Below are 24,223 nucleotides of genomic sequence, written 5' to 3' on the forward strand. Positions count from 1 at the left end.
TTTTTCCTTACGCAAAATAGCCTAACAATGAACCTGCTTTAATTTCATCATTTAAGCCTATATGAATTCTAGTATCTTTTGGTAAAAGTAAACTTATAGAGCCATTAATTAAAAAACCCATTCTATCTCCTGCTTTTAAATCATGAGAAATATTATCGAGCTTTAATTTTCTATCAAAAGAACCTGCATAAATTCGCAAAGCTATCGTTTTATTCTCTTTAACTTTTGCCAAAATAAAAGCTCTTTCATTCATCATTTTTGCAGATTTTAACTCACTGCACAAAAAAAGCCCGTGTCGTAAACGAATATCTATTATAGACATTGCAAAAGGTGTATTAAAATTCCCAGCATCATAAAGAGCATTTTTAATAGTAATTTCAACACATTCACCTAAATCTTTATGATGAATATTTTCTATTTTAGCAACCCTACCATCTATAGGTGCAAAAATAGCTTTTTCATCACTACAAGCAAGTTCTCTTTTGGGTGCTCTAAAAAGAAAAATACAAATTACAATTAATGCTAATAGTAGGATGGAAAAAGAATAAAAAATCCACACAAAAATAAAAATCAAGCTTAAAATAATAAGACTTAAATATCCATCTTTTGCAATAAAATCTTTCATTCTTCTACTTTAACTTCAATTTTAACTTCTTCGAGCTCTTGCAAACGAGTTGGTAGACTATTTTGTTCCTCAAACTCTTTAATAATCTCACGCACTTTAGCGCCTTCGATAGTCTCTTCTTCATAAAGGGCTGCTACCATAGTCTCAATCGCTCCTTTATAAGTATTTAAAGTATCTTTAACATCTTTATAGCGTTCATCTAAGGTTTTCTTTACATAATCATCTAAAGATTCTGCCATCTTTTCAGAATAATCTTTTATGGTTTGTCCACCACTTAAGAAAGTATTTCTTTGTTTTTCAAGCACCATAAGTCCTGCAATTTCACTCATACCATACATAGAAATCATAGCTTTTATGATATCGGTTGCTCTTTCTAAATCATTACTTGCACCCGTTGAAATTTCACCTATAAACACTTCTTCAGCTGCACGACCACCCAAAAGTACATCTACTTCAGCGATAAGTTCATGTTTTTGCATTAAAAATTTATTTTCCTCAGGAGTATTTAAAGTATAACCTAAAGCCGCAAGACCACGCGGAATCACAGAAACCTTACTTACACGTTTTGCACCTTTGGTAGTTTCAGCGATTAAAGCATGACCACATTCATGATAAGTAACAATTTTCTTTTCTTTTTCATTAATACGACGTGATTTCTTCTCAAGTCCTGCTATAGCTCTTTCAACAGCTTCAACTAAATCATTTTGTTCTACATATTTTTTAGAATCCCTACCCGCTAAAAGTGCCGCTTCATTAATAATATTTGCAAGATCAGCTCCTGCAAGCCCTGCGGTTAAGCGTGCTATGTCTTCTACCTTAACTTTTGGGGAGATTTTTACATCTTTCATGTGCACTTTTAAAATATCACACCTACCTTTAAAATCAGGTTTATCAACCAAAACTTGTCTATCAAACCTTCCTGGTCTTAAAAGTGCTGCATCTAAAACTTCTGGGCGATTTGTTGCTGCTAAAACAATGACTGGGGAACTTTCTGTCCCAAAGCCATCCATTTCAGCCAAAAGCTGATTTAAAGTTTGTTCTCTTTCATCGTTTCCACCCATCATGCCACTTGCCGCACGACTTTTACCAATAGCATCTATTTCATCTATGAAAACAATAGCAGGAGCTTCTTTTTTTGCATTTTCAAACAAATCTCTCACACGAGAAGCACCTACACCCACAAACATTTCTATAAAAGACGAGCCTGAAACACTAAAAAACGGCACATCAGCTTCACCTGCAACTGCTTTTGCAAGCAAGGTTTTTCCTGTACCTGGAGGCCCAACAAGCAAAAGCCCTTTTGGAATTTTCGCTCCCAATTTAATATATCTTTCAGGATACTTTAAAAAATCTACAATTTCTTTTACTTCTTCTTTAGCTTCTTCAACACCAGCCACATCGCTAAATTTTACTTTAGGTTTTTCTGAATTTACAAGCTTCTTAGAGCTTCCTATGCCCAATATAGAACTTCCCATATTTTTTTGCATACGACTTGCCAAAAACATCCAAATACCAAAGAAAATAAATACTGGCAAAACCCATGAAAAAAGTATATCCGTAAACCAATTTGTTTCAGAATACGCACCATAAGCGATATTTTTACTATCTAGTAAACTCACAAGCTCAGGATCGTTAACTTTTTTTGCTGTATAAACAGTATTGTGAGAGCTTGAAATTGCTTTGATTGTTGTTTGTCCTATACTAACTTGATTGATTTGTCCATTTTCAATAAGCTTTTTTAACTCAGAATAAGGGACATTTTTATTTACTTCATTACCATTCAATGCCCCACCAAAAGAACCATTGCCATCAAAAAATCCCTTAAAAATAATTATCATTACAATTGCAAAAATCGCAAAAATAAAAATGGGATTTTTGTTAAAAAAATTATTACCCTGCGGATTACCCTTATTATTTGGGGTATTATTATTCATTACTTATCCTTTTTATTGTTTTTATATACAAAACTACACCACTCATTGATTTGCATTTCATCAATGAGTTCTAAATCTTGAAATTTTTCTTTAATTCTTGTTGAATATTTATCTAAAATTCCTGACAAAATAAGTATAGCATTATCTTCTAAATGGTTTTTAATATCTTTTTCTAAAATTAAAATCACATCTGCAATGATATTTGCAACAATTAGGTTATATAAACCATTTGCTTTATCTATAGATCCACACCAAGTCTTATGAAAATCGACATCATTTAATCTTGCATTTTCCAAAGAACTATCGATAGCCAACTCATCAGTATCACAAATTTCAACATTACAACCAAACTTTGCCATGATAATACCTAAAATTCCACTACCGCAACCAAGATCTAAGGCTCTTAATTTACTTTTAGAAAATTTTTGTAAAAATTTTACACAAGAATATGTGCTTTCATGATGTCCTGAGCCAAAGGCTAAGGCTGGATTAATCTTTATATTTATATAATTCTTTTTTTCTTCTTGCCAAGTGGTATGGATATAAACATTATCCACCAAAATAGGTTTTATGCCGTTTTTATATTCTTGTATCCAGTCCTTGTTTTCTTTCTCTACAAGACTTAAATTAGAAATAATTTTATGGTTTAAATTGAAAGTAGTTGTAAGTTTTTGAGCAAATATTTCAAGTGCCCATGAAAGATCTTCTAAACTTTCATGGGATCTAATATAAACACCATTATCTTTCTCTTCTATAGCTTCTATACCTAAATCAAAAGCAAAATCAAGAAATAAATTTTTATACTGCTCTTCTACGATAAAGAACAATTCGTAATATTTTTTTTGCATTTAGAATTTTAAAAATCAGCCTTTACTCAGCTGCACCTTCTCCACTTCCTATTCCTAAAACATCTTCAAGCTTTTCTTTTAAAACTTGTGGAGTAAAAGGTTTTACAATATAGTTATTTACGCCAGCTTTTAAAGCAGTAATCACTTCAGCTTTTCCGCCCTCAGTTGTAACCATGATAATGGGCATATCTTCATATTTTTTCTCTGCTCTTACTTTTTTTACCAACTCCAAGCCATTCATTTCTGGCATATTCCAATCTGTAATTAAAACTTTTACATCTTCATTTTTAGTTAATAAATCCCAAGCTTCAACGCCATGCTCAGCTTCTAAAACATCATCGTGTCCAAGTCTTGTTAGGGTATTTTTAATAATCCTTCTCATAGTAGAACTGTCATCAACAACTAACAATTTCACAATTTCGTCCTTTCAAAGTTTTTATAGTTTTATTTTACCCTTTTTAGCCTTATTAATCAAGCTAAAAAATTTTAAAAAATAGCATTATATCATCTTTTATTTAAAATTTTACTCAAATATTATTATTTTTATACTTAACCGTAAATAAATATACACTTAAACCTAAAAGAAGCAAGCTCACTCCACCGATAAGATAAATCGCATAAATCATCTGAGAAAAATCACCAATAGCAAGTTTAAATACCAACATCAAAGCTTCTATAGCCAAAGCAATGATAATAGAACCTAAAAATCTCACCATAGTTTTTTGAATTCCGCCTTCTTCTTTTTTTGTTTTTCCTAATACTTCTTGTTCGATCAAAGTTTTTGCCAAATCGAAAATAGCTAAAGCTAAAGTTATAGCAATAGTACTTTCAAACATATGTTCTATACCTATAGCTTGATTATCAAAAAGACTAAAAAAACCTTTTTGAAATAAAAAGCAAGTAATCACAAATAAAACCAGTGCGAAACAAAAATATACCAAACGACTAAATTGAGTAAAAATAAACTCAAATTTTCCTGCTTGAATAATCCTTAAAATATCTTCAAGCTTGATATCGATACAAACAACAAAAAGCAAGTTATTTTTATCATCGTAAATTGGCATAGAAGCTGTCACGCAAAGTTCGTTGTTTAAAACCGAAGGATAAGGATCGCTTAAAACGCATCGTCTTAATTTTACAGCTCTATAAAAATAAGAACGAGTACTTCTATCCTCACCCTGCCCTATTTCATGAGCCTTATTTAAGGAAATCGCATTTTCTATTTGCATGCCTGAAATATCTAAAATATACAAAGCATCAAAAACAACAACTTCATGAGCTATTTTATCCAAAGCTGTTTTAATCGTTTCAAGGTGAATATCAGGAAGTTTATTAGGTAAATTTCTTGTTAAAATATAACTCATATAAGCTCTAGCACGATAGCGATTATCTTCAAATCTTTGTATATCTTTTATATACATTATACACCTTCTTTATTGTGTTTAAATTCAGGCACAATCTTTAATAAAGCCTCTGAAATATCTTCACATATTTGTAAATTTTCTATCTCTTTATTAAGCCAATCAAGATCAACCTTCTCATTCTTTGCTACAAAAATACTCTCATATTGTGTTTTAGCATCATTTTCATCAATCAAAAGCTCTTCATAAAGCTTCTCACCTTTTCTTAAGCCTGTGATTTTAATTTCTAAATCATTGCGATTAGAAAGTAAAAGCATTTTTTTAGCTAAATCTATGATTTTTACAGGCTTACCCATATCCAAAACAAAAAGTTCTCCCCCTTTTGCGATAGCTCCAGCTTGTAAAACAAGTTGCACTGCCTCAGCCACAAGCATAAAATAACGCACTATATCAGGGTGTGTTAAAGTTAAAGGCTCATTATTGGCAATTTGTGCTTTAAATTTCGGTATCACACTACCACTAGAACCTAAAACATTACCAAAACGCACACAAGCAACTTCAAAATTTTCATCACTCATACTTAAAGTATAAAGCTCGCAAACTCTCTTAGTGCAACCCATAATATTTGTTGGTCGTACTGCTTTATCTGTACTTATCATCACAAATTTAGCTACTTTATTTTCTTTAGCACTATCGCATAAAATTTTAGTTCCTAAAATATTATTAATTACTGCTGAATGTGGATTTTGTTCGCAAAGAGGCACATGTTTATAAGCGGCTGCATGTAAAATAAGCTCAGGTTTATAAGTTTTTAATACCTCATCTAAACTTTGCTTATCTAAAATACTTAACAAAATAGGAGTAATTTTTTCTTTATATAAATTTAAATCATCATTGATTTTATAAAGATTATACTCACTATGATCAACCATGATAAGATGCTTAGCGCCAAATTTAATACATTGCTTACAAAGTTCACTGCCTATAGTTCCACCTGCTCCACTTACCAAAACTACCTTGTCTTTTAAAAAAGCCGCCACAGCACTATCGTCTAAATCTTTTGGTTTTCTAGCAAGCAAGTCTTCTATACTGATATCTCTTGCTTCATTTCTTGTAAAAGAAAATATTTTTACATCGCAAATACCATAAGCTACAAGTTCTTCAAAAAGTTTTTTAAGCTCTTCTTGTTCAAGTCTTAAAGCAATAATGGCAGTTTTTACCCCTTGCTCTACATAAGATTTTATTTTTTCTTTTTCTTCTACAATAAATTTATCACAATAAGTCCCTATAAGCTCTTTCCTCGCATCAACTACACCCACAGGAAAAAGCCCTAAAGAACCTTCTTTTGCGCCTTTTAACAAATGCAAAGCCTTAGAAGTTGCCCCTACTACAATACAAGGAGTTTCTTCTTCTTTCATTTTAGAAGGTTTAAAATCCACAAGCATTCTTTTGCTAATTCTTAAAGTACCTATAAACATATAAGAAAGAACAAAATCTATCACAATAGCACTTCTTGGAAAAGGATTAAAAAAATCACTAAAAAAATAAAAAATAAGAAAAAAACAAAACTCAGCTAAAAACAAAGCAATAAAAATTTTTCTTGCTTCATTGAGAGAAAAAAATCTCCAAGCTACTTTATAAATTCTAAAAACAAACAAAAATAAAAGTTTTAAAACAAGCAAAATAATAGCAGAAATCATCATACCATGATAAAAAATACTCGGAATATCTCCACTAAATCTCAAAGAAAAAGCCAGATAAACGCTAAGTAAAATTAAAACAATATCTAAAGTTAAAAAAAATGCTAATCTTTTGCTTTTATAAAAAATCATTTTAAGCCTTTATGCTCTTTAAGATCAGTTTTGAAATTTCATAAACATCATCTTTACTCATCGCCGTGCCACTTGGCAAACAAATTCCTTTTTGGAAAAATAACTCACTATTGCCATTAAGATAAGCCTTAGCTCCTTTAAATACTTCTTGAGTGTGCATAGCTTTCCATAATGGTCTTGTTTCTATTTGTTCATTTTTCAAATCTTCTATGAGTTTTGAAATTTTTGGATGCAAAGCGATATTTTTTTGACTGATATTTATATCTTTTTGACAAGCATTAAGTTCATTTTTATCAAAATCAATCAAAGCTGTACTTAACCAGCGATTGCTTCTTGAATTTTCTAATTCATCTAAAAAGCTAAAATGCTCTCCTAAAAATTCTTTATACCACTCATAAATTTCTCTTTTTTTAAGCACTCTTTGTTCTAAAACCTCCATTTGCGCTACACCAATAGCTCCTAAAACATTGCTTAAACGGTAATTATAACCATAATCTAAATGTTCATAATGCAAATAATTTTCCCTTGCTTGAGTGCTATAAAATCTTGCTTTTTCAATCTTTTCTTTATTTTTTCCTATAAGCATACCTCCACCTGAAGTGGTGATGATTTTATTGCCATTATAAGAATAAGCTCCAAATTCTCCAAAAGTTCCTAAAGCTTTATTCTTATAAAAACTTCCTAAAGCTTCGGCAGCATCTTCGATTAAAACAATGTCATTTTCTTTGCAAATTTCAACAATTTCATCCATTTTTGCAGCATTACCATAAAGATGAGTTAAAATCAATGCTTTTGGTTTTTTTTCACATTCTTTAATAGCAAGTTTTAACAAATCTACATCAATATTATAAGTTTCATCACAATCTATAAATACAGGCTTTGCTTTAAGATAACAAATAGGTGCTACTGAAGCGATAAAAGTAAAAGAAGAAGCCAAAACAATATCATCTTGTTTTACCCCTGCCACCCTTAAAGCTAAATGCAAAGCCGCTGTGGCTGAATTTAAAGCTAAGGCATTTTCACTTTTGCTATAATCTTTTACACTTTGCTCAAAGCGATTTACAAATTCACCCAAAGGTGCTATATAATTGCTTTTGAAAACTTCTTCTATGTATTTTAATTCATTACCACCCATATGCGGAGGAGAAAGAAAAAATCTCATTTTTTATCCTTTATATAAAGCAGAATTTTTTATCCTTATATATTTTATCTAAAAAAAATTACCAAGATTCAAATATTTAAATTCTTTTTATAGTCAAAGCTTGTTTTCATACCAATTTTTAAGCTTTTCTAAGTCTTCTTTTTTATAAATACTTTCAAAGCATTTAAGGAGTATTTTATTTTTTGTTTTGATAACAAAACAAACTTCAACTTGATTTAAAAATTTCATTTTTTCTATTTTAACAATTTCCAAATCTTCTCGTTTTATAAAATACATATAAAAAAGATTAAATTTACTAACTATATAAATTCCATTTTCACAAACTATTGCTAAATTTATAACGTACATCAACAATAATAACATACCTGTTATCACAGAAGAAACTGATACTTGCAAACTCCAAAGTGTTTTTAAATTTTCATTTTCTAATTCAAAGAAAAAAAGAAGTTGATAAAAACCTTCAAAATTATACCAAATTCCTATTAATCCACCCAAAAAAGCAGCAATACCTGTATATTTTACAATCCTACTATTTTTAGAATTTACATTTGCTTTAAGACTAAAAAGTTTTTTGTGTTTTAAAGAATTTTTCAAAGGAAATATGTAGCATATTAGACATATGGTTAGTAAATTAATGACAATCCACCCCAAAGGCGAAGGATTTACTATATAGTGAACAACAAGATTGTTATTAAAATGCAATTTACATCCTTTTTGCAGGTATTCCTATAAAAACACCTTTTTCATCTTGACTTTTAACCAAAGTTGCTCCACCACCTAAAATACTACCATCTGCTAAGCTTAAATTAGGCAAAACACAAGAATTAATCCCTAAAAAACAATTTTTACCGATTTTTACATTGCCCGCACATTTAGCCCCCACACTCACATGAGAAAATTCCCCTATCACGCATTCATGTTCAATCACGCTTGAAGTATTTAAAATCACGCCTTTTTCTATTTTGGCTTTAGCATTAACTACTACATAAGGCATGATTAAAATTCCTGCATTTTCTTCCACACTTGCACTAGAACTTATAAGCGCACTTTTATGAATAAGATTAACAATTTTAAAGCCATTTTCTAAAATTTTTTGATAAATCTTTTTTCGAATTTCATTGTTTCCTATGGCTATAAAAATATCATATTTTGGCAAGGTGCTTTCAAATTTCATTCCTTTAAAATCATCTAAAAAAATACATTCTTTATAACCCATATTTTTAGCCACATCTTCACAAACAAGCCCATGACCACTAGCACCATAAATATAAATTTTTTCAGTTCTTGCCATTAAATTTCTCTGTTGTAACATAACCTTCTTTGCTTACCCCGCTTCGTTTTAAAACCTTTAAGGCTGTTAAAAACATGATTTTTAAATCAAGTAAAAAAGAAATATTTTTCACATAATACACATCAAGCTCGAATTTTTTCTGCCAAGAAATAGCATTTCTTCCATTTACCTGCGCCCATCCTGTTATACCTGGACGCACTTTATGACGCAATTTTTGCTCTTCATTATAAAGGGGTAAATACTCAACCAAAAGAGGCCTAGGTCCAACAAAACTCATATCCCCTTTTAAAACATTAAAAAGTTGCAAAAGCTCATCCAAACTTAAGCTTCTAACAATTTTTCCAAAAGCTTTCAAACGCAATTCATCGCTCAATAACTCACCCTTTTCATCTCTTTCATCACTCATGGTTTTAAATTTATAAATTTTAAAAATTTTTTCATCTAACCCAGGGCGATTTTGAGTGAAAATCACACTTCCTTGAGTGATTTTTAAAAGTAAAGCAGTGAGTAAAATCACCGGAGAAAAAAGTACTAAAAGCACTAAAGCTAAAATAAAATCAAAAATTCTTTTAAAAACTTTTTCATACATTCTTAATTACCCTATCATAAAGTTTTAAATAACGCTGTGCGATATTATTTTCATCGTATTGCAAAACATCTTGGGCGGCATTTTTAGCTAAATTTATTCTTAATTTTTCATCTTCTAATAAAAGTGAAATTTTTTCGCTTAAATCCTTGGCATCTTTTGTTTTTGCCCAAAGTCCATCATAAGCATTAGAAATAGCCTCCACACAACCTTCGCAGTCACTTACCACTATAGCCTTACCACAAGCTTTTGCCTCCAAAACACTTACAGGAAAGCCTTCTTTATAGCTTGGTAAAACAAAAATATCACAATTTTGCAAAAGCTCGACTATATCACTTCTAGCACCCAAATAATGCACCACACCCAAGTTTAAAAACTCCAAACTTGCACAAGAAGGATTTTCATCTCTTCCACCAACTAAAACAAAATTTGCTTTGTCTTTTAGCATAGCAGCACTTTCATAAAATTCTTTTACACCTTTATGCCATAAAGCTCTTGCTATCATAAGCACAATGGGTTTTTTATCTATGTTTAAATTTTTCCAAAAAAGCTCTTTTTTTTCCGATTCTACATAAATAGGAAAAAATTTTTTTAAATTGATCCCTACAGATTTTATCACACAAATTTTATTTTCCTTAAGTCCTAAATTCCGCATAAACTCAGCATTACTTTCATTGACAAAAATAAATTGGTGTGCAAATTTAAAACTTAATTTATAAAGATTATTAATAACAAAACGCACTAAATTTGCCTTAAAACCTTGATCTATATAAAAAGATCCCAAGCCTTCTACCAAAGCAAAACGATAAGGAATTTTTGCCCATTTTGCTGCTAAAATTCCAAAGGTATTGCTTTTGTGTGCCGCACTTTGAATAAGATCAAGATTTAAATTTTTCAAAACCTTAGCAAGATAAAAAAAATTCTTTAAAACCACAAAAGGATTTAAGCTAGCTCTTGAAAGCTCATAAACAATTACTTTTAAGCCAAGATCTCTAAGTTTTTGCGTGTATTCATCTTGTGGCACTATAACAAAAACTTCATCTTTTCTATCTTTTAATGCTTTTATAATAGGCATTCTAAAATGATAAATACTTGCTCCTGCATGAGATAAAAATCCTATTCTCATTTTCAACCCTTAAATTTTAAGTTTAAAAACCTTAGCATCTCTAGAATTAATCACCAAGTCAAATAAATTCTTATCATAATTTCCTAAAAAAAACATTTGCACATAAGCACTATTAAACATGGTTTTATCCATTAAAATAAATTGTGCGTAAGGAATAGCACTATCCTTTAAATAAAAAATATAAAACTGAGCCTTATCATCGATTGGAGTGATTTTGTATTCACCTTGTTTAATAGAATTAATCTCTACGATACTATTTACAGAAACCACATTATCACCTATTTTAAAACTTCTAAAATCATCGCTTAAAACCACTCCGTTGCTAAGATAAATTTCTCCATTTTTAACATCAAGTGGATAAGCTGTGCTAAAGGTAAAAGGTTTATCCAAAACCCCTGTATCTAAATTAATAAAAGAAAAACTAGCCACCGTAGAAAAAATCAAAGACATTCTAGCAGGCATATAAAGATAAATATCACGAGTTTTTGGCGTATCGATTTTAAAATCAGGTTTTGATAATGAAGCTAGAAACAAATCCACATTGCTTTGATTATAATCTTTCATCATGGCTTGTAAAATGTCTGTTTTTAAAATATCATTTTGCGGAGCATAAAAGCTTTTTTCTGTATATTCTACACTAAGTCTTGCCATATTAGCTGCAGCTTGTTCATCTTTGCTTAAAGCAAAAGAAGGGAAAAAATTATCCTTACCTAAATGCTTTCCACCATCTACTAAAGTTTTCACATCGCTATAATAACGCACAGGATAACCATAATCCCACCAAGTTACCACATAATCTTCTCTATTTGCTATATTCTTTAATTGATTTAATAATGATGCTTCATTTTGAGAAAAAACTGTTGGTGCTTTATAGTTGTAAATATGGATAAATACTGGAGCTAAAGTCAAAATAGTTGCAAAAACAATACAAACATTTGAAGTTAATTGGCTATATTTTTTAACCAATATAGCCTTAAACTCGCTCAATAAAAAACCAAATCCTAAGGCCATTACAGGTACAGAATAAATGGTAAATCTAAGCCCCCCTTTTAAGGCTAAAAACCCAAGCACCAATATAGGTAAAGCCATAATCATACTTTTATGTTTTCTCAAAAGCCATACAAAACCAAACAAAGAAAACAAGAAAACAATTTCACTACCACTAATTCTTCGCATAAATTCGCTAAGATCTACATTTTCAACTTCTTGTATGGTTTGATTGACATTAAAATACATAAAGCCCTGTGTTAAATTCGCACTTTCATCACTTCTAAAAATATAAAATTTAAGCTGATAAAGTATGGGATCAACCCCACCGCTTAAAATCAAAAATATCAAAGTTGCACTACCTAAAATTCCTATAATCATAAAATTTAAGCGTTTTTGCTCTAAGGCGAATAAAGCAAAAAGTATTACTATAATGGCACTTTGATAAAACCATGCTATATTTGAAAGAGTAAGAGAAGACAAAATCACAGCTATATAAAAAATCTTTTCTTTTCTATGAAAAATAAGTGTATAAATTAAAAAAAGTCCAATTAAAGCTACATTTAAAGTATAACTTGAAGGATACCACCAAAGATAAATTCCTATAAATAACGGCAAGGCAATCAATGAAAAAAAGTCTTTTTTTAAAATCATTCTTACCATAAAAAATAAAATAAACATAGGTAAAACAATTACCAGCATATCCGTATCATAATACCCACTCATAGTGCGATTATAATAACTGTTTGCTATGCTTGCTAAAAGAGCAGCTACAAAGCCCATTAAAGGACGTTTGTATTCATTAGCTAGCAAAATAATAGGAATCACCACCAAAGAAGATAAAAAAGTACTCATATATAAAATGATACTTTCAAAAGAAAAAGGTGTGACTTTATAAAGCCAATAAGTAAGCGTAGATAAAGAAGATCCATAATAACTCAAATCATTAGGCTGATGAAAACCTGCTATCATATCTCTTGCGCCCTCAGCAAAGGCATAGCCATCGTTTGAAATGATCATTAATTGATTATTGAAAAAATACTCATTAAACTCACTTGCCCACCAAACCCAATAAAACCTGCAAAATACACTAAAAACATAAGCTAATATAATCATCGCAAACAAAACTAAATAAGGGTTTTTTAAATACTCTTTTTTCAACATCTTTTATCCTAATAAATATTTCAAAGCATCACGTGCAATTTTTACTTTATCAAAGGCCTTAGCCCTAGTTTTAGCCTTATTTTTATACGCTTTTCTTAATTTATCATCTTCAAGCATAGTCTTTAAACCCTGAAACATAGAGTTTTCATTATCTACTTCTACTAAAAGTCCAAATTCATCATCTCCAAAAAGCTCTCTTGCACCACTTTTATGATCAGTGCAAACTACCGCACAAGAACAAGCTAAGCTTTCAATTAAAACATTTGAAAAACCTTCAAACACAGAAGCAAAAGCAAAAAATTCACATTTAGCCATGTATTTATAAGGATTATTATCAAATCCTAAAAGCAAAACCTTTTCTTCTAAATTTAACTCTTTAATCAAAGCCAAAAGCTCATCTTTAAGCACACCTTCACCTAAAATCACAAGCTTTAAATCTGTTTTCAATCTCGCATAAGCACGAATTAATAAAGCGTGATTTTTACCTTTGTCAAGTCTGCCTACACTTAAAATAAATTTATCTTTTAAAGCTATATCTTCAAGGGCTTTTTGCTCTATGTTTTCTAAATCGATGGCATTGTATAAAATTTCACATTTTTTTGGATTTATGCTAAAATTTTGCACTAAATCTTCTAAATTTCCTTTAGAATTAGGCAAGATTAAATCAGCCCTTGGGTAAAGTAAAGAAATTAAAAATTTATTTGCCAAAGAATTAAAATTATTTTTCGCATACATCACACTTGGCGTAGTGCATTCATTGATCACAAGGCGAGTTTTGTTTCCAAACATTCTTGCCATTAAAGCTATATAATTAGGTCGATTTAAAAAAACAAATTCTGTATCAATGCCTAAATTTCTGCAAAGTTTTTTGTATTTTAAAGCCAAAAAAGGTAGTTTTAAAAATTTCAAAATAGGATTTTCACTAGGTTTTGAACATTCTAAAAAATGAATTTGACACTCTGGAATTTCATAAGAAATTTTATCATTCATCAAGATCAAATGCACTTCAAATTTCAAACTTAAAATAGGCAATAAAGTCGCCACAACTCTTTCAGCACCACCACTTCCTAAAGAATAAATAAAAATGCCTAATTTTTGCATAAAGCCACCCGAATTTTTGATAATTTTTCAATCATATTATTTGGAATTATACTTAAAATGAGTAATATCAAACCAGGAGCGTTGATTTTTATACTCAGGCTTTTAAACAAACATTTATAAAGAGCTTTATGATTTTTCGCCAGTTTTGCATAATAAGCTGCCATTTTATAATAACTCGCACAAGTTTTTTTATAATCTTCATCCTTACTCATTCTAAGTTCATTTTCTAAAATTTTAGCAAGCTCTAAATATCCCAAATACACCCTATAAGCATTTTTACTCGCACCTAAAGTCACGCTATCTTGCCTAAAAATCCTATAAATCCTAAAAGCCTTATGGATATAAAAACTTTTTTCCTTGTATAAATTTACCCAAAGCGTGGCTTCATTGCCATAAAATTCTTCATTAAAACGCTTGTTTTCAAGTAGAGATTTTTTAAAAACAGAAAAAAACTCTCCGCTAAATTTAGCCATTAAAAAATCTTTTTTAGAAATTTCACTATCTTTTTCCAAGCCCTTGCCGCTAAATTCCTTGCTTAAATTTCCTTCTTTTTCTATCAAACAATTTCCAAAAACATGAGCATAACCCTCATTTGCTTTTTGCATCAAGGTACTTAAAGCCCCGGATAAAAGCTCATCATCATCATCTAAAAAAGTTACAAACTCGCCACTTGCTTGATCTAAGCCATTGTTTTTATTGCCATTTGGACCTTGTTTGTAATTTTGATTTAAAAAATACTTAATGCGATCATCATCTTTTTGTAAATTTTGCACCACACTTTTAGTATCATCACTAGAATTATCATCACTTATAATAATTTCTAAATCTTTAAAATCTTGATTTTGTATGCTTTTAATAGCCTTTTCCAACAAAGCTTGACGATTAAAAGTTGGTACTATAACAGAAAGTTTAGGCATTTTTAACCTCAGCTATAAGCTTAAGCCATTCTTCTTTGATATGAGAAATTTCAAAGTCTTTACACCTTTGTTTGGCACTATTTACAAGTTCTTTTCTAAAATTTTCATCATTTAAAACAAGTTCAAGTTTTTTAGCAAGTGCTATTTCATCATCACAACCTACCAAAAGCCCATCATGATTATCTTTGATTAAATCCTTAGCACCATTATAATAAGAACTTGAAATTCTACAAACCTCAAAATACAAACTTTCAATTAAAACCGTTGGCAAACCCTCTACAAAAGAACAAAGGCAAAGTGCTTTTGCTTTTTCATAAAGAGCCTTGACATTTTCAACGCGTCCTAAAAAATCAACTTTTATTCCTAAAGATTTTACCTTATATTCAAGCTCTTGCCTTAACTCTCCATCTCCTGCTATAACAAATTTATAATTTTCTTGCAAATTTTTATCCAAATGCGCTATAGCTTTTAAAAACATTGCAGGGTTTTTGTTGTGATCTAAACGCCCTATAAAAAGAACTACATTTTCTTTTTCAAAACTAGAATCAAAAGGAATTTCTTCGCTAAAATGGCAAGGGTTTAATAAAAGCTTAACCCTTTTTACAAATCTTTCATAATACACCTTATCACTGCTTCCAAGCACACTTAAAGCATCACAAAAAGGATAACTTACTCTTCTTAAAAAACGCCAAATTTTAGGTTTTAAATACGCTTCATTACTATGCTCACTTATAATGAGTGGAGTTTTAAGCCCTATTTTCGCAGCAATACAAGCAATATTAGTCGTATCCAAAAAAGAAATAAAAACATCAGCCTTACTTTCTTTCAAAGCCTTTCTTAAAGCAAAAAATTTCTTAAAACGACTTGCGATTTTATGATAAAGTGTGTCAAATCTAAATTGTTCTAAACTTGTAACTTTAACTTCATTTTCAAGCTTATAAAAAGATTCTCCTGCGTGAAATTTAATAATATTTACTTCATGCTCTTTACAAAGTGCATTAGCTAAAGTTACCAAAACACGCTCAGCGCCTCCTGAATTTAAAGTTGCGATAATAAAGCTTATTTTCATCATTTCTCCTTTTTAAGCTTACCGTGTTCTAAACGATAAACCTTATCACATTGCGTTATCGTAGAAAGGCGATGTGCGATAATAATCATGGTTTTATCTTTAGAAATTTTATAAATTTCATCCATGATTTTTGCTTCACTTTGAGTATCAAGCGCAGAAGTTGCTTCATCGAGCACTAAAATTTCAGGCTCTAGATATAAAGCTCTTGCTATAGCTATGCGTTGTTTTTGTCCCCCGCTTAAATTACTCCCCCCATCACCTACTTTTGTTTGCACTCCTTGAGGTAAATTTTTTATAAAATGCTCTAAATTTGCTTGTTTGATAACCCTGTTAAGTTTTTCTTCATCAACCGCATCTCCAAAAGTAATATTTTTAGCTATGCTGTCATTAAAAAGATAGATATTTTGTGGGATATAGCCTATTTTTTGGCGATAATTTTTTGCATTACTTGCATTTAACTCTTGCTTATCAATTAAAATTTGCCCTTCTTTTGGTTTTAAAAGTCCTATGATAAGATCTACTAAGGTACTTTTTCCGCAACCACTCTCCCCTATAAAAGCGATTTTTTCGCCTTTTTTAATGTTTAAGTTAAGATTTTTAAATAAATATTTTTTTCCCTCATAACCAAAGCTAAGATTGCAAATTTTAAGCTCTTGATTAAAGCTTAATTTTTCCTCGCCCAAATTTTCTTCTTCTTGTCTTAAATTTTGGTAAATAATATCCAAAGAAGAATGATAATAAAGCAAATCATGATAACTTGTGATAATACGATTTGCGCTTGGCATTAAGCGATAAAGCGCTAAAACAAAAATAGAAATCGTGGATAAAATACCTGAAATATCACTTTCATTTTTCAAAACCAAAAATACCACGATAAAAACAAGTACACAAAAACCTATTCCTTCAAGATAAATTCTAGGCACTGCAGCTACGCTTTCATTGGTAATATTTGCTTTAGAAAAAGCTTCACTTTGTGCTTTAAAAAGGCTTAATACTCCATCTTCTTTGGTTTTAAGCTTGATAAATTTAAAATTATTTAAATTTGTATTTAAAATTTCGAAGAAATTTTTCATCGCTTCTTCACGTTTTAGTCCTGCTTTTTTAATGACAGGGCTTAAAATTTTCACTAAAATAAAGGCATTTAACACCATAAAAATACTTAAAAATAAAGTGATTTTATAATTAATCAAAAGCATTAAAGCATAAAGCAAAAGTACTACAAAAATTTCACTCATCAAAAGTAAAAATGATGAAATCATAGTGCTTAGATTATAAACTTCTCCTGTAATGGACTTTAAAATTTCAGATTGATTTTTTTGAGTAAATTTTTCATAGTTAATATTTAAAAATTTAGAAAAAACCTTATAAGCAATCGCGTGATAACGCCCCTTAGAAAATCTTGCCAAAAGATGGAAATAATACGCATTTAAGAAAGCTCTAAACACATAAAAAACAATAAGCCCCACTCCAAAATAAACAATGATTTCAAAAACAGGGATATTAAGATATTCTTTTAGGCTGATTAAATATTTATTACGATCAAAATAAGAAAAATCACTAGCCAAAGTGATAAAAGGCATTACCAAAGAAATTGCAAAAGTTTCTATAAAAGAAACAAATACTGAAAAAACAAGCAAAAAAAATAAAAAATTTTTATCTTCCTTGCTTAAAATAAAAAAAAGTTTTTTTAACACTGTTTTTCCCAATCAAAAGCAGATTTACAAATAAGCTCTAAATCATCGTATTTAGGCTGCCAAGAAGTAAGATTTCTGATTTTACTTGCATCAGAAATCAACACACTAGGATCGCCTGCACGGCGTGGGGCAAGTTCTACTTTAAAATCCACTCCACTAACTTTTTTCATCGCTCCAATCACTTCTTTTACACTAAAACCATGTCCATAACCTACATTAAAAACATCACTTTCATTCTCTTGTAAATAATCCAAAGCTGCTAAATGCGCGCTTGAAATATCATCTACATGGATAAAATCTCTTATGCAAGTACCATCTTTTGTATCATAATCATCGCCAAATATGAAAAGTTTTTCACGTTTTCCTGCGGCACATTCAGCTGCAACTTTTATAAGCAAAGTCGCTTTTGGATAGCGTTGTCCTAAAGTATAATCCATGCAAGCACCTGCAACATTAAAATATCTTAAAATACAATGCTTAAATTCAGGATTTGCCATACTTGCATCACGCAAAACCTCTTCACTCATAAGCTTACTACGCCCATAAGGATTAATAGGTGCTAAAGGGCTTGTTTCACTCACAACAGGAGCTTGTGGTTCGCCATAAGTGGCTGCCGTTGAAGAAAATATAAATTTATTTACTCCAGTTTGCAAACAAGTTTCGATGAGATTTGTCGTATTAACAGTGTTGTTCATATAATATTTTAAAGGGTTTTGCATACTTTCAAAAACTTCAATACTCGCTGCAAAATGCACAATAGCGTCAAATTTTTCTCTCTCAAACAATGCTTTTACACCTTGAAAATCACTTAAATCTTGTTCAAAAAATTTAAAAGCTCTTATTTTTTGCAAATCTTCTATTGCGATTTTAGAGCCCTTAGAAAGATTATCTAAAACACAAATTTCATGATCTGTTTTTAAAAATTGTCTTAAAGTATGAGAACCAATATAACCTGCGCCACCGCTAATAAGAATTTTCATCATCATTCCTTTTTTTAAAAATATCAGAAATAAATTTTAATATATTTTCTTAAATACTTAAGATTGAACTTTTGAAATTTCACTCTCACAAGCTTTTGCGAAAACTTCTGTATAAGAACGATCTGATTTTTTCGCACGCAAAAAATCCCTCATATAAGAAAGAAAATCAACATAATCTTCTTCACTAACATTACCTTTAATAAATTCATATTTTAAAAAAAGCATATAGGTATTTAAAACATCACTTTCACAATATTCGTGGATTTTTTCAAGTTCATTTTCATAAAAAAGCTTCATTACCTCATCGCCATGCACATCATATTTTCCTGGCAAACCCACCATAGAACAAAGTGTATCAAGCTTTATTCCACGCCCATTAGAACCTAAGGATTCCAATAAATCACAATGTTTTAATTCTGAAAATCTTGTTTTATAATTATTCCATTTATCACTTTGAGTATCCAAATAAGTTGCTGCTTTTAAATTGTATTTTAAAGCCCTTAAAACAAGAACAGGCATATCGAAATTTTTACCATTGAAACTGACTAATTTTGGCTCATAATTTTCTATAAAATTAAAAAAATTCTCAATCATTTCTTTTTCATTTTGCCCATCAATTTTATTTACTTTGATAAATTTTCCAAAATTATCGCTTAAAACTGCACAAATACTGATGATTTTATGATAAGGTAAAGGCAAAAACTCACTCCCGCTTTGTTCTTTTTGCCACTGAAGTGCTTTTAAACTTACCTCCAAATCACTTCCTTCAAAACCTAAAGTTTTGCGGATAAGCTCAACATCTGGCACACTCTCACAATCAAAAACACAAATATAACCTTCATTTTTTGCCATTTTTAACCTTTTTTTAAATAATTTCGCTAAAATCATAGCAAAAATTTTAAAATATTAGGCTTTTAATGAAAATAGCAATTGTTCGTTTGTCAGCACTTGGTGATATTATACAAAGTGCCGTAGTTTTGCAATTTATCAAAAATTTTAAAAAAGATATAGAAATTCATTGGTTTGTAGATGAAAAATTTGAAGGCATACTTAAAAACCATCCTTTAATAGACAAACTCTATGCCCTGCCCTTAAAAGACAAAAAAATTTTAAAAAGCCTAAAAATTCTTCTTAAGGCAAGAAAAAACAACTATAATGCAGTAATAGATCTACAAGGGCTCATAAAATCTGCTATTGTAAGTCGAATTTTAAGTAGAAATAATTTTGGTTTTGATAAAAATAGTCTTAAAGAAAGTTTTGCTCATAATTTCTACAACCAAAAACTTGAGTTAGATTACAATGAAAATGTATTTGTAAGATACTTAAGTCTTACCTCCTTTATGTTAAATACTGATTTTAATGTCAAAAATTTAGCCTTTAAACAAGATGTTTTCAATGTAGATGAAAATTTAAAACAACTCTTAAATAATAAACTCAAACTCGACAAAAACGAAAAAAACATACTCATACATGTGGGCTCAAGTGTAGAAAATAAAATCTATCCTAAAACCAAACTTGCTATACTTTGCAAACTTTTAATCAATGAATTTCAACAAACAAAAATTTGGCTCGCTTGGGGAAATGTAAAAGAATACGAATTTGCTAAAGAGGTTTTAAATCTTAGTGGTATTGATGAAACACATATAGAATTAGCGCCAAAATTTAATCTTGAAGAGCTAATGGCTTTTACAAAAATGATGGATCTTATCATAGGAAATGATAGCGGTCCAACACATTTAGCTTTTGCTTTAAATAAAGCATCTATTACGATTTTTGGTGCAACACCAAGCTACCGCAATGCTTTTCAAACTCATATCAATAAAATCATTGATACAGGTAAAAAAATTCAAAATGCCAAGCATATCGATAAAAGTGATTTTTGTATCACGCGTATAGAAGAAGAAGATATCTTCAATCTTGCCAAAGGCTTACTTAATGAAAAATAGCGATAGAATATATCTTAGTCTTTATTATATTTTGAAATTTTTTGTTACTTTTATGCCTGATTGTATCTTGCATTTTTTAGCTTTGATTGTAGCAAGAATCGCTTTTCATCTTAACAAAAAACACCGCAAAATCATCAATACAAATTTGCAAATCTGTTTTCCTCAATACACTCAAAAAGAACGCGATAAATTGTCTTTAAAAATTTATGAAAATTTTGCTCAATTTGGGATTGATTGTTTGCAAAATCAAAACACCACCAAAGAAAAAATTCTCAATAAAGTAAATTTCATCAATGAAAATTTTCTTATAGATGCCCTGGCTTTAAAGCGTCCTATTATCTTCACAACTGCACACTATGGAAACTGGGAAATTTTAAGCCTTGCTTATGCGGCTAAATATGGTGCGATTGCCATAGTAGGAAAAAAGTTAAAAAGTGAAGTTATGTATGAAATTTTAAGCCAAAATCGCACCCAATTTGACATAGAACTTATCGACAAAAAAGGCGGTATAAGACAAATGCTAAGTGCTCTAAAAAAGGAGAGAGCTTTGGGAATTTTAACTGATCAAGACTGTGTAGAAAACGAAAGCGTAAGATTAAAATTTTTTAACAAAGAAGTGAATTATCAAATGGGAGCAAGCCTTATCGCACAAAGAAGCAATGCTTTGATCATCCCTGTTTATGCCTATAAAGAAGATGGTAAATTTTGCATAGAGTTTTTTAAAGCAAAAGATTCTCAAAATGCAAGTTTAGAAGAACTGACACTTTATCAAGCACAAAGTTGCGAAGAAATGATTAAAAAAAGACCTTGGGAATACTTTTTTTTTCATAGACGCTTTGCAAGTTATAATGAGGAAATTTACAAGGATGCAAAATGAATCTAAAACAAATAAGCGTTATTATCATCGTAAAAAATGCTGAGCAAACCTTGCTTGAGTGTTTAAATTCTTTAAAAGGTTTTGATGAAATTATTTTACTTAACAATGAAAGTAGCGATAATACCCTAAAAATAGCTAATGAATTTAAAAAAGATTTTGCTAATTTGCACATTTATCACAGTGCTTTTATAGGTTTTGGAGCTTTAAAAAATCTTGCTTTAAGTTATGCAAAAAATGATTGGATTTTAAGCATTGATGCTGATGAAGTGCTTGAAAATGAGTGTATTAAAGAGCTTAAAAATTTAGAACTTCAAGAAGATAATATCATCACACTTAGTCGTAAAAATCTCTATAAAGGCGAATGGATAAAGGCATGTGGTTGGTGGCCTGATTATGTTTTAAGAATTTTTAATAAAAATTTCACTCGTTTTAATGATAATTTAGTACATGAAAGTCTTATTCTACCAAGTAATGCTAAAAAAATTCATCTTAAAAATGGATTAAAGCATTATGCTTGTAATGGAATAGAAAGTATAATTTATAAAATGAATCTTTACACTAGTTTTTCCGCAAAAGAAAAACTCAAAAAAGGTAAAAAAGCAAGCATTTTTGGGGCAATTTCGCGCTTTTGGCTGATTTTTATAAAAGATTATTTTTTTCGCGGTGGTGTAAAATATGGCTATAAAGGTTTTGTTATAGCTCTTTTAAACGCAAATGGAGCTTTTTTTCGCTATATGAAACTTTATGAGTTAAATCATGGAAAAAATTAATATTTTTTTAAAAGATATTACCGAAAGTGGCGGCGGAGAAAGAGTTTGCATTAATCTTGCTAATGCTTTTTCTAAAAAATATGAAGTTGAAATTTTTAGCTTTTACAAAAGCTTTGAACAACCTGCTTATGAGCTTTATAAAAATATAAAAATTTCTTATCTTAGTAATCAAAATTTTTATCATGCAAATAAAATTAAAAAAATCTTTTTAAAAACTTTTTATCGTTATTTTTTATCACTTTTAATTATTTTAAAATTTAAAAATGCAAAAAATGAAATTCTTTTAGCTAATGATGGATATTTTTTACCTTTTTTTAAAAATAAAAAACTTAAATATTTTAGAATTTGGCACATCAAAGCTCCAAAAAAGAAAAAAAAGATTTTTGATTATTTTGATACACTCATCATACTTTCAGCCAAAGAACTTGATAAATGGCAAGAGTGGCATAAAAATATACAAGTAATTCCAAATTTTCTCCCTTTCGCATCTTCAAAAACAAGCAATTTATCGCAAAAAGTCGTACTTAGTGCGGGAAGAATGGATAAGGGCGATCAAAAGGGTTTTTTAAGACTCATTGATATATGGGAAATAATACAAAAAGATGAAAATTTTAAAGAATGGAAGCTTCATATCATAGGAGATGGGCTTTTAAAAGAAGAAATTCTTCATAAAATACAAGCTAAAAAACTAGAACATTCCATTATTTTACTGCCTTTTAATAAAAACATAGAAAAAGAATACTTAAAAGCAAGTATTTATGTAATGACTAGTCATTTTGAAGGTTTTGGAATGGTTTTAGCTGAAAGTGCAAGCTATACCATTCCAAGCATTGCTTTTGATATCAATACTGGTCCAAGCGATATCATAGATAATAAAAAAAGTGGGTTTTTAATAGAAGATGGAAATTTACAAGAATTTGCAAATAAGCTTAAGATATTAATGCAAGATGAAAGTTTAAGAGAAAAATTTGGCAAAAACGCCAAAGAAAAAGTACAAAAAGAATTTAGCAAAGAAGTAATTATGAAAAAATGGAATAAAATTGCTTCATTTTAAAAAATGGTAAAAAAATAATTTAATTTTATACATTTTTTTTAGTAATTTATATTTAAAATAATTTATTTTTTTATTATTAAATAAAAATTTTAAAATATCAATTTGCAAATAAATCAAAACATATGACTTTAAATTTTCTTTAAGAATTTTATTTTCTTTTATATATTTTAAAATATAAAAATAATCATCTAAACAATCCTGAATTTTCTCTTTATTTTTTCGTCGCTTAGTGATCGAAAAAGAATTATCTACATAATTATACAAATACAAATCAACTTGCAAGTATCCATCATCATTTAAATTGTTTATCAAGAAAAAAAACGCAAGCATATCTTCAGCTACAAGGAGTTTTTTATCTATTGCAAAAAGCTCTTTTAGTGAATCCAAGTAAAAATCCTTTTTTACAAACAGAGTACAAATATTCCAATAAATTCCTTTAAATTCTTCTAAATTTTTAAGTGTATCTTTAAATATTGATTTTAATTTAATTCCATTGCTAATATAAGTAAAAGAAAATTGGCATATTTTATAAGTATTTATTAAGAGGATTAATTTTTCGCAAGCATTAAGCTCTAAATAATCATCAGGATCTAAAAACATCAAATACTCACTATTTGAATGTTTAACACCATTATTTCTGGCTGCAAAGGTGCCTAGGTTTGTTTTATTATGGATTATTTTTATTCTTGTATCTTTTTTGGCATATTCTTTAGCTATTTCTATACTTTTGTCATTTCCACAATCATCCACAACGATTATTTCTATATCTTTAAAGGTTTGATTTATGCAACTTTCCAAAGCTCTTGCTATATATTTTTCTACATTATAGGTGGGTACAATTATTGAAATTTTAGACATTATTTTTCTTAAAAAGTTTTTTAGGATGGCGCAAATAAAAT

The 24,223-nt window shown here is 29.6% G+C and carries 22 protein-coding genes and 1 pseudogene; 4 read left to right on the top strand and 19 right to left on the bottom strand.

Annotated features, from left to right (window positions below; all coding sequences use genetic code 11):
* Nucleotides 1-7 precede the first annotated feature (7 nt).
* From AJ887_RS03750 to AJ887_RS03835, 18 genes are all read right to left on the bottom strand, one after another.
* Entirely contained in the window at nucleotides 8-625 is a 618-nt protein-coding gene (locus AJ887_RS03750) for a phosphatidylserine decarboxylase (RefSeq protein ID WP_052949301.1), read from the bottom strand.
* A complete protein-coding gene (ftsH, locus tag AJ887_RS03755; protein WP_002861832.1) occupies nucleotides 622-2,559 on the bottom strand; it encodes an ATP-dependent zinc metalloprotease FtsH in 1,938 nt (645 codons plus the stop codon). The genes AJ887_RS03750 and ftsH overlap by 4 nt, the downstream gene beginning before the upstream one ends.
* Complete coding sequence (locus tag AJ887_RS03760) at nucleotides 2,559-3,407, bottom strand: 50S ribosomal protein L11 methyltransferase (RefSeq protein WP_070240203.1); 849 nt, start codon at nucleotides 3,405-3,407, stop codon at nucleotides 2,559-2,561. Before AJ887_RS03760 ends, ftsH begins: the two co-directional genes overlap by 1 nt.
* Before the next feature lie 22 nt (nucleotides 3,408-3,429).
* Entirely contained in the window at nucleotides 3,430-3,822 is a 393-nt protein-coding gene (locus AJ887_RS03765) for a chemotaxis response regulator CheY (RefSeq protein WP_032603349.1), read from the bottom strand.
* A 112-nt stretch (nucleotides 3,823-3,934) separates the two neighbouring features.
* On the bottom strand, nucleotides 3,935-4,828 hold the full coding sequence (locus AJ887_RS03770) for a PDC sensor domain-containing protein (RefSeq protein WP_053872406.1): 894 nt from the start codon (nucleotides 4,826-4,828) through the stop codon (nucleotides 3,935-3,937).
* Nucleotides 4,828-6,600 (bottom strand): UDP-N-acetylglucosamine 4,6-dehydratase (configuration-retaining), encoded by a 1,773-nt coding sequence (pglF, locus tag AJ887_RS03775; RefSeq protein WP_070240205.1) that lies wholly within the window; start codon nucleotides 6,598-6,600, stop codon nucleotides 4,828-4,830. Before pglF ends, AJ887_RS03770 begins: the two co-directional genes overlap by 1 nt.
* Nucleotide 6,601: 1 nt before the next feature.
* Nucleotides 6,602-7,762 (bottom strand): UDP-N-acetylbacillosamine transaminase, encoded by a 1,161-nt coding sequence (pglE, locus tag AJ887_RS03780; RefSeq protein WP_002870511.1) that lies wholly within the window; start codon nucleotides 7,760-7,762, stop codon nucleotides 6,602-6,604.
* A gap of 93 nt (nucleotides 7,763-7,855) precedes the next feature.
* The gene (locus AJ887_RS03785) at nucleotides 7,856-8,482 is read right to left on the bottom strand and encodes a hypothetical protein (RefSeq protein ID WP_223209410.1); all 627 of its coding nucleotides are present in this window, start codon (nucleotides 8,480-8,482) and stop codon (nucleotides 7,856-7,858) included.
* Nucleotides 8,466-9,053: a UDP-N-acetylbacillosamine N-acetyltransferase gene (gene pglD / locus AJ887_RS03790; RefSeq protein ID WP_070240227.1), complete on the bottom strand. Its 588-nt coding sequence runs from the start codon at nucleotides 9,051-9,053 to the stop codon at nucleotides 8,466-8,468. Before pglD ends, AJ887_RS03785 begins: the two co-directional genes overlap by 17 nt.
* Nucleotides 9,040-9,642 carry an undecaprenyl phosphate N,N'-diacetylbacillosamine 1-phosphate transferase gene (pglC, locus tag AJ887_RS03795; RefSeq protein ID WP_070240209.1) on the bottom strand — a complete coding sequence of 201 codons (603 nt, stop codon included), beginning with the start codon at nucleotides 9,640-9,642 and terminating at the stop codon, nucleotides 9,040-9,042. The genes pglD and pglC overlap by 14 nt, the downstream gene beginning before the upstream one ends.
* The gene (gene pglA, locus AJ887_RS03800; protein ID WP_070233030.1) at nucleotides 9,635-10,765 is read right to left on the bottom strand and encodes a N,N'-diacetylbacillosaminyl-diphospho-undecaprenol alpha-1,3-N-acetylgalactosaminyltransferase; all 1,131 of its coding nucleotides are present in this window, start codon (nucleotides 10,763-10,765) and stop codon (nucleotides 9,635-9,637) included. The genes pglC and pglA overlap by 8 nt, the downstream gene beginning before the upstream one ends.
* Before the next feature lie 9 nt (nucleotides 10,766-10,774).
* On the bottom strand, nucleotides 10,775-12,916 hold the full coding sequence (gene pglB, locus AJ887_RS03805) for an undecaprenyl-diphosphooligosaccharide--protein glycotransferase (RefSeq protein WP_002870506.1): 2,142 nt from the start codon (nucleotides 12,914-12,916) through the stop codon (nucleotides 10,775-10,777).
* 3 nt (nucleotides 12,917-12,919) lie between these two features.
* Nucleotides 12,920-14,017 carry an N-acetylgalactosamine-N,N'-diacetylbacillosaminyl-diphospho-undecaprenol 4-alpha-N-acetylgalactosaminyltransferase gene (gene pglJ, locus AJ887_RS03810; RefSeq protein WP_002853444.1) on the bottom strand — a complete coding sequence of 366 codons (1,098 nt, stop codon included), beginning with the start codon at nucleotides 14,015-14,017 and terminating at the stop codon, nucleotides 12,920-12,922.
* Nucleotides 14,005-14,934, bottom strand: a complete 930-nt coding sequence (gene pglI, locus AJ887_RS03815; protein WP_070240213.1) for a GalNAc(5)-diNAcBac-PP-undecaprenol beta-1,3-glucosyltransferase — start codon at nucleotides 14,932-14,934, stop codon at nucleotides 14,005-14,007. The genes pglJ and pglI overlap by 13 nt, the downstream gene beginning before the upstream one ends.
* Nucleotides 14,927-16,006, bottom strand: coding sequence for a GalNAc-alpha-(1->4)-GalNAc-alpha-(1->3)-diNAcBac-PP-undecaprenol alpha-1,4-N-acetyl-D-galactosaminyltransferase (gene pglH / locus AJ887_RS03820; RefSeq protein ID WP_079676160.1), 1,080 nt, complete (start codon nucleotides 16,004-16,006; stop codon nucleotides 14,927-14,929). Before pglH ends, pglI begins: the two co-directional genes overlap by 8 nt.
* Nucleotides 16,003-17,697: an ABC-type lipopolysaccharide transporter PglK gene (pglK, locus tag AJ887_RS03825; protein ID WP_070240215.1), complete on the bottom strand. Its 1,695-nt coding sequence runs from the start codon at nucleotides 17,695-17,697 to the stop codon at nucleotides 16,003-16,005. The genes pglH and pglK overlap by 4 nt, the downstream gene beginning before the upstream one ends.
* Nucleotides 17,691-18,677 carry a UDP-glucose 4-epimerase GalE gene (galE, locus tag AJ887_RS03830; protein WP_070284848.1) on the bottom strand — a complete coding sequence of 329 codons (987 nt, stop codon included), beginning with the start codon at nucleotides 18,675-18,677 and terminating at the stop codon, nucleotides 17,691-17,693. The genes pglK and galE overlap by 7 nt, the downstream gene beginning before the upstream one ends.
* Before the next feature lie 57 nt (nucleotides 18,678-18,734).
* Nucleotides 18,735-19,529, bottom strand: coding sequence for a 3'-5' exonuclease (locus AJ887_RS03835; protein WP_044779128.1), 795 nt, complete (start codon nucleotides 19,527-19,529; stop codon nucleotides 18,735-18,737).
* 65 nt (nucleotides 19,530-19,594) lie between these two features.
* Here AJ887_RS03835 and waaC point away from each other — a divergent pair, with 65 nt between their 5' ends.
* From waaC to AJ887_RS03855, 4 genes and pseudogenes are all read left to right on the top strand, one after another.
* Nucleotides 19,595-20,623: a lipopolysaccharide heptosyltransferase I gene (waaC, locus tag AJ887_RS03840; RefSeq protein ID WP_041160143.1), complete on the top strand. Its 1,029-nt coding sequence runs from the start codon at nucleotides 19,595-19,597 to the stop codon at nucleotides 20,621-20,623.
* Nucleotides 20,613-21,500: a lipid A biosynthesis lauroyl acyltransferase HtrB gene (gene htrB / locus AJ887_RS03845; protein ID WP_070284850.1), complete on the top strand. Its 888-nt coding sequence runs from the start codon at nucleotides 20,613-20,615 to the stop codon at nucleotides 21,498-21,500. Before waaC ends, htrB begins: the two co-directional genes overlap by 11 nt.
* A pseudogene (locus tag AJ887_RS03850) lies at nucleotides 21,497-22,264 on the top strand (glycosyltransferase family 2 protein); the annotation flags it as partial. The gene htrB and the pseudogene AJ887_RS03850, both read left to right, overlap by 4 nt.
* Nucleotides 22,257-23,324, top strand: coding sequence for a glycosyltransferase family 4 protein (locus AJ887_RS03855; protein WP_041160146.1), 1,068 nt, complete (start codon nucleotides 22,257-22,259; stop codon nucleotides 23,322-23,324). The pseudogene AJ887_RS03850 and the gene AJ887_RS03855, both read left to right, overlap by 8 nt.
* Here AJ887_RS03855 and AJ887_RS03860 read toward each other — a convergent pair.
* Nucleotides 23,316-24,182 (bottom strand): glycosyltransferase family 2 protein, encoded by an 867-nt coding sequence (locus AJ887_RS03860; RefSeq protein ID WP_070284852.1) that lies wholly within the window; start codon nucleotides 24,180-24,182, stop codon nucleotides 23,316-23,318. The genes AJ887_RS03855 and AJ887_RS03860 overlap by 9 nt on opposite strands.
* Between the last annotated feature and the right edge of the window lie 41 nt (nucleotides 24,183-24,223).

The sequence above is a fragment of the Campylobacter sp. BCW_6466 genome (assembly GCF_001762835.1).
Classification (GTDB): Bacteria; Campylobacterota; Campylobacteria; order Campylobacterales; family Campylobacteraceae; genus Campylobacter_D; species Campylobacter_D jejuni.

Coding starts and splice junctions, on each gene's coding strand:
- AJ887_RS03750 (WP_052949301.1), bottom strand. CDS start 625: ATGAAAGATTTTATTGCAAAAGATGGATATTTAAGTCTTATTATTTTA.
- ftsH (WP_002861832.1), bottom strand. CDS start 2,559: ATGAATAATAATACCCCAAATAATAAGGGTAATCCGCAGGGTAATAAT.
- AJ887_RS03760 (WP_070240203.1), bottom strand. CDS start 3,407: ATGCAAAAAAAATATTACGAATTGTTCTTTATCGTAGAAGAGCAGTAT.
- AJ887_RS03770 (WP_053872406.1), bottom strand. CDS start 4,828: ATGTATATAAAAGATATACAAAGATTTGAAGATAATCGCTATCGTGCT.
- pglF (WP_070240205.1), bottom strand. CDS start 6,600: ATGATTTTTTATAAAAGCAAAAGATTAGCATTTTTTTTAACTTTAGAT.
- pglE (WP_002870511.1), bottom strand. CDS start 7,762: ATGAGATTTTTTCTTTCTCCTCCGCATATGGGTGGTAATGAATTAAAA.
- pglD (WP_070240227.1), bottom strand. CDS start 9,053: ATGGCAAGAACTGAAAAAATTTATATTTATGGTGCTAGTGGTCATGGG.
- pglC (WP_070240209.1), bottom strand. CDS start 9,642: ATGTATGAAAAAGTTTTTAAAAGAATTTTTGATTTTATTTTAGCTTTA.
- pglA (WP_070233030.1), bottom strand. CDS start 10,765: ATGAGAATAGGATTTTTATCTCATGCAGGAGCAAGTATTTATCATTTT.
- pglB (WP_002870506.1), bottom strand. CDS start 12,916: ATGTTGAAAAAAGAGTATTTAAAAAACCCTTATTTAGTTTTGTTTGCG.
- pglJ (WP_002853444.1), bottom strand. CDS start 14,017: ATGCAAAAATTAGGCATTTTTATTTATTCTTTAGGAAGTGGTGGTGCT.
- pglI (WP_070240213.1), bottom strand. CDS start 14,934: ATGCCTAAACTTTCTGTTATAGTACCAACTTTTAATCGTCAAGCTTTG.
- pglH (WP_079676160.1), bottom strand. CDS start 16,006: ATGATGAAAATAAGCTTTATTATCGCAACTTTAAATTCAGGAGGCGCT.
- galE (WP_070284848.1), bottom strand. CDS start 18,677: ATGAAAATTCTTATTAGCGGTGGCGCAGGTTATATTGGTTCTCATACT.
- AJ887_RS03835 (WP_044779128.1), bottom strand. CDS start 19,529: ATGGCAAAAAATGAAGGTTATATTTGTGTTTTTGATTGTGAGAGTGTG.
- waaC (WP_041160143.1), top strand. CDS start 19,595: ATGAAAATAGCAATTGTTCGTTTGTCAGCACTTGGTGATATTATACAA.
- htrB (WP_070284850.1), top strand. CDS start 20,613: ATGAAAAATAGCGATAGAATATATCTTAGTCTTTATTATATTTTGAAA.
- AJ887_RS03855 (WP_041160146.1), top strand. CDS start 22,257: ATGGAAAAAATTAATATTTTTTTAAAAGATATTACCGAAAGTGGCGGC.
- AJ887_RS03860 (WP_070284852.1), bottom strand. CDS start 24,182: ATGTCTAAAATTTCAATAATTGTACCCACCTATAATGTAGAAAAATAT.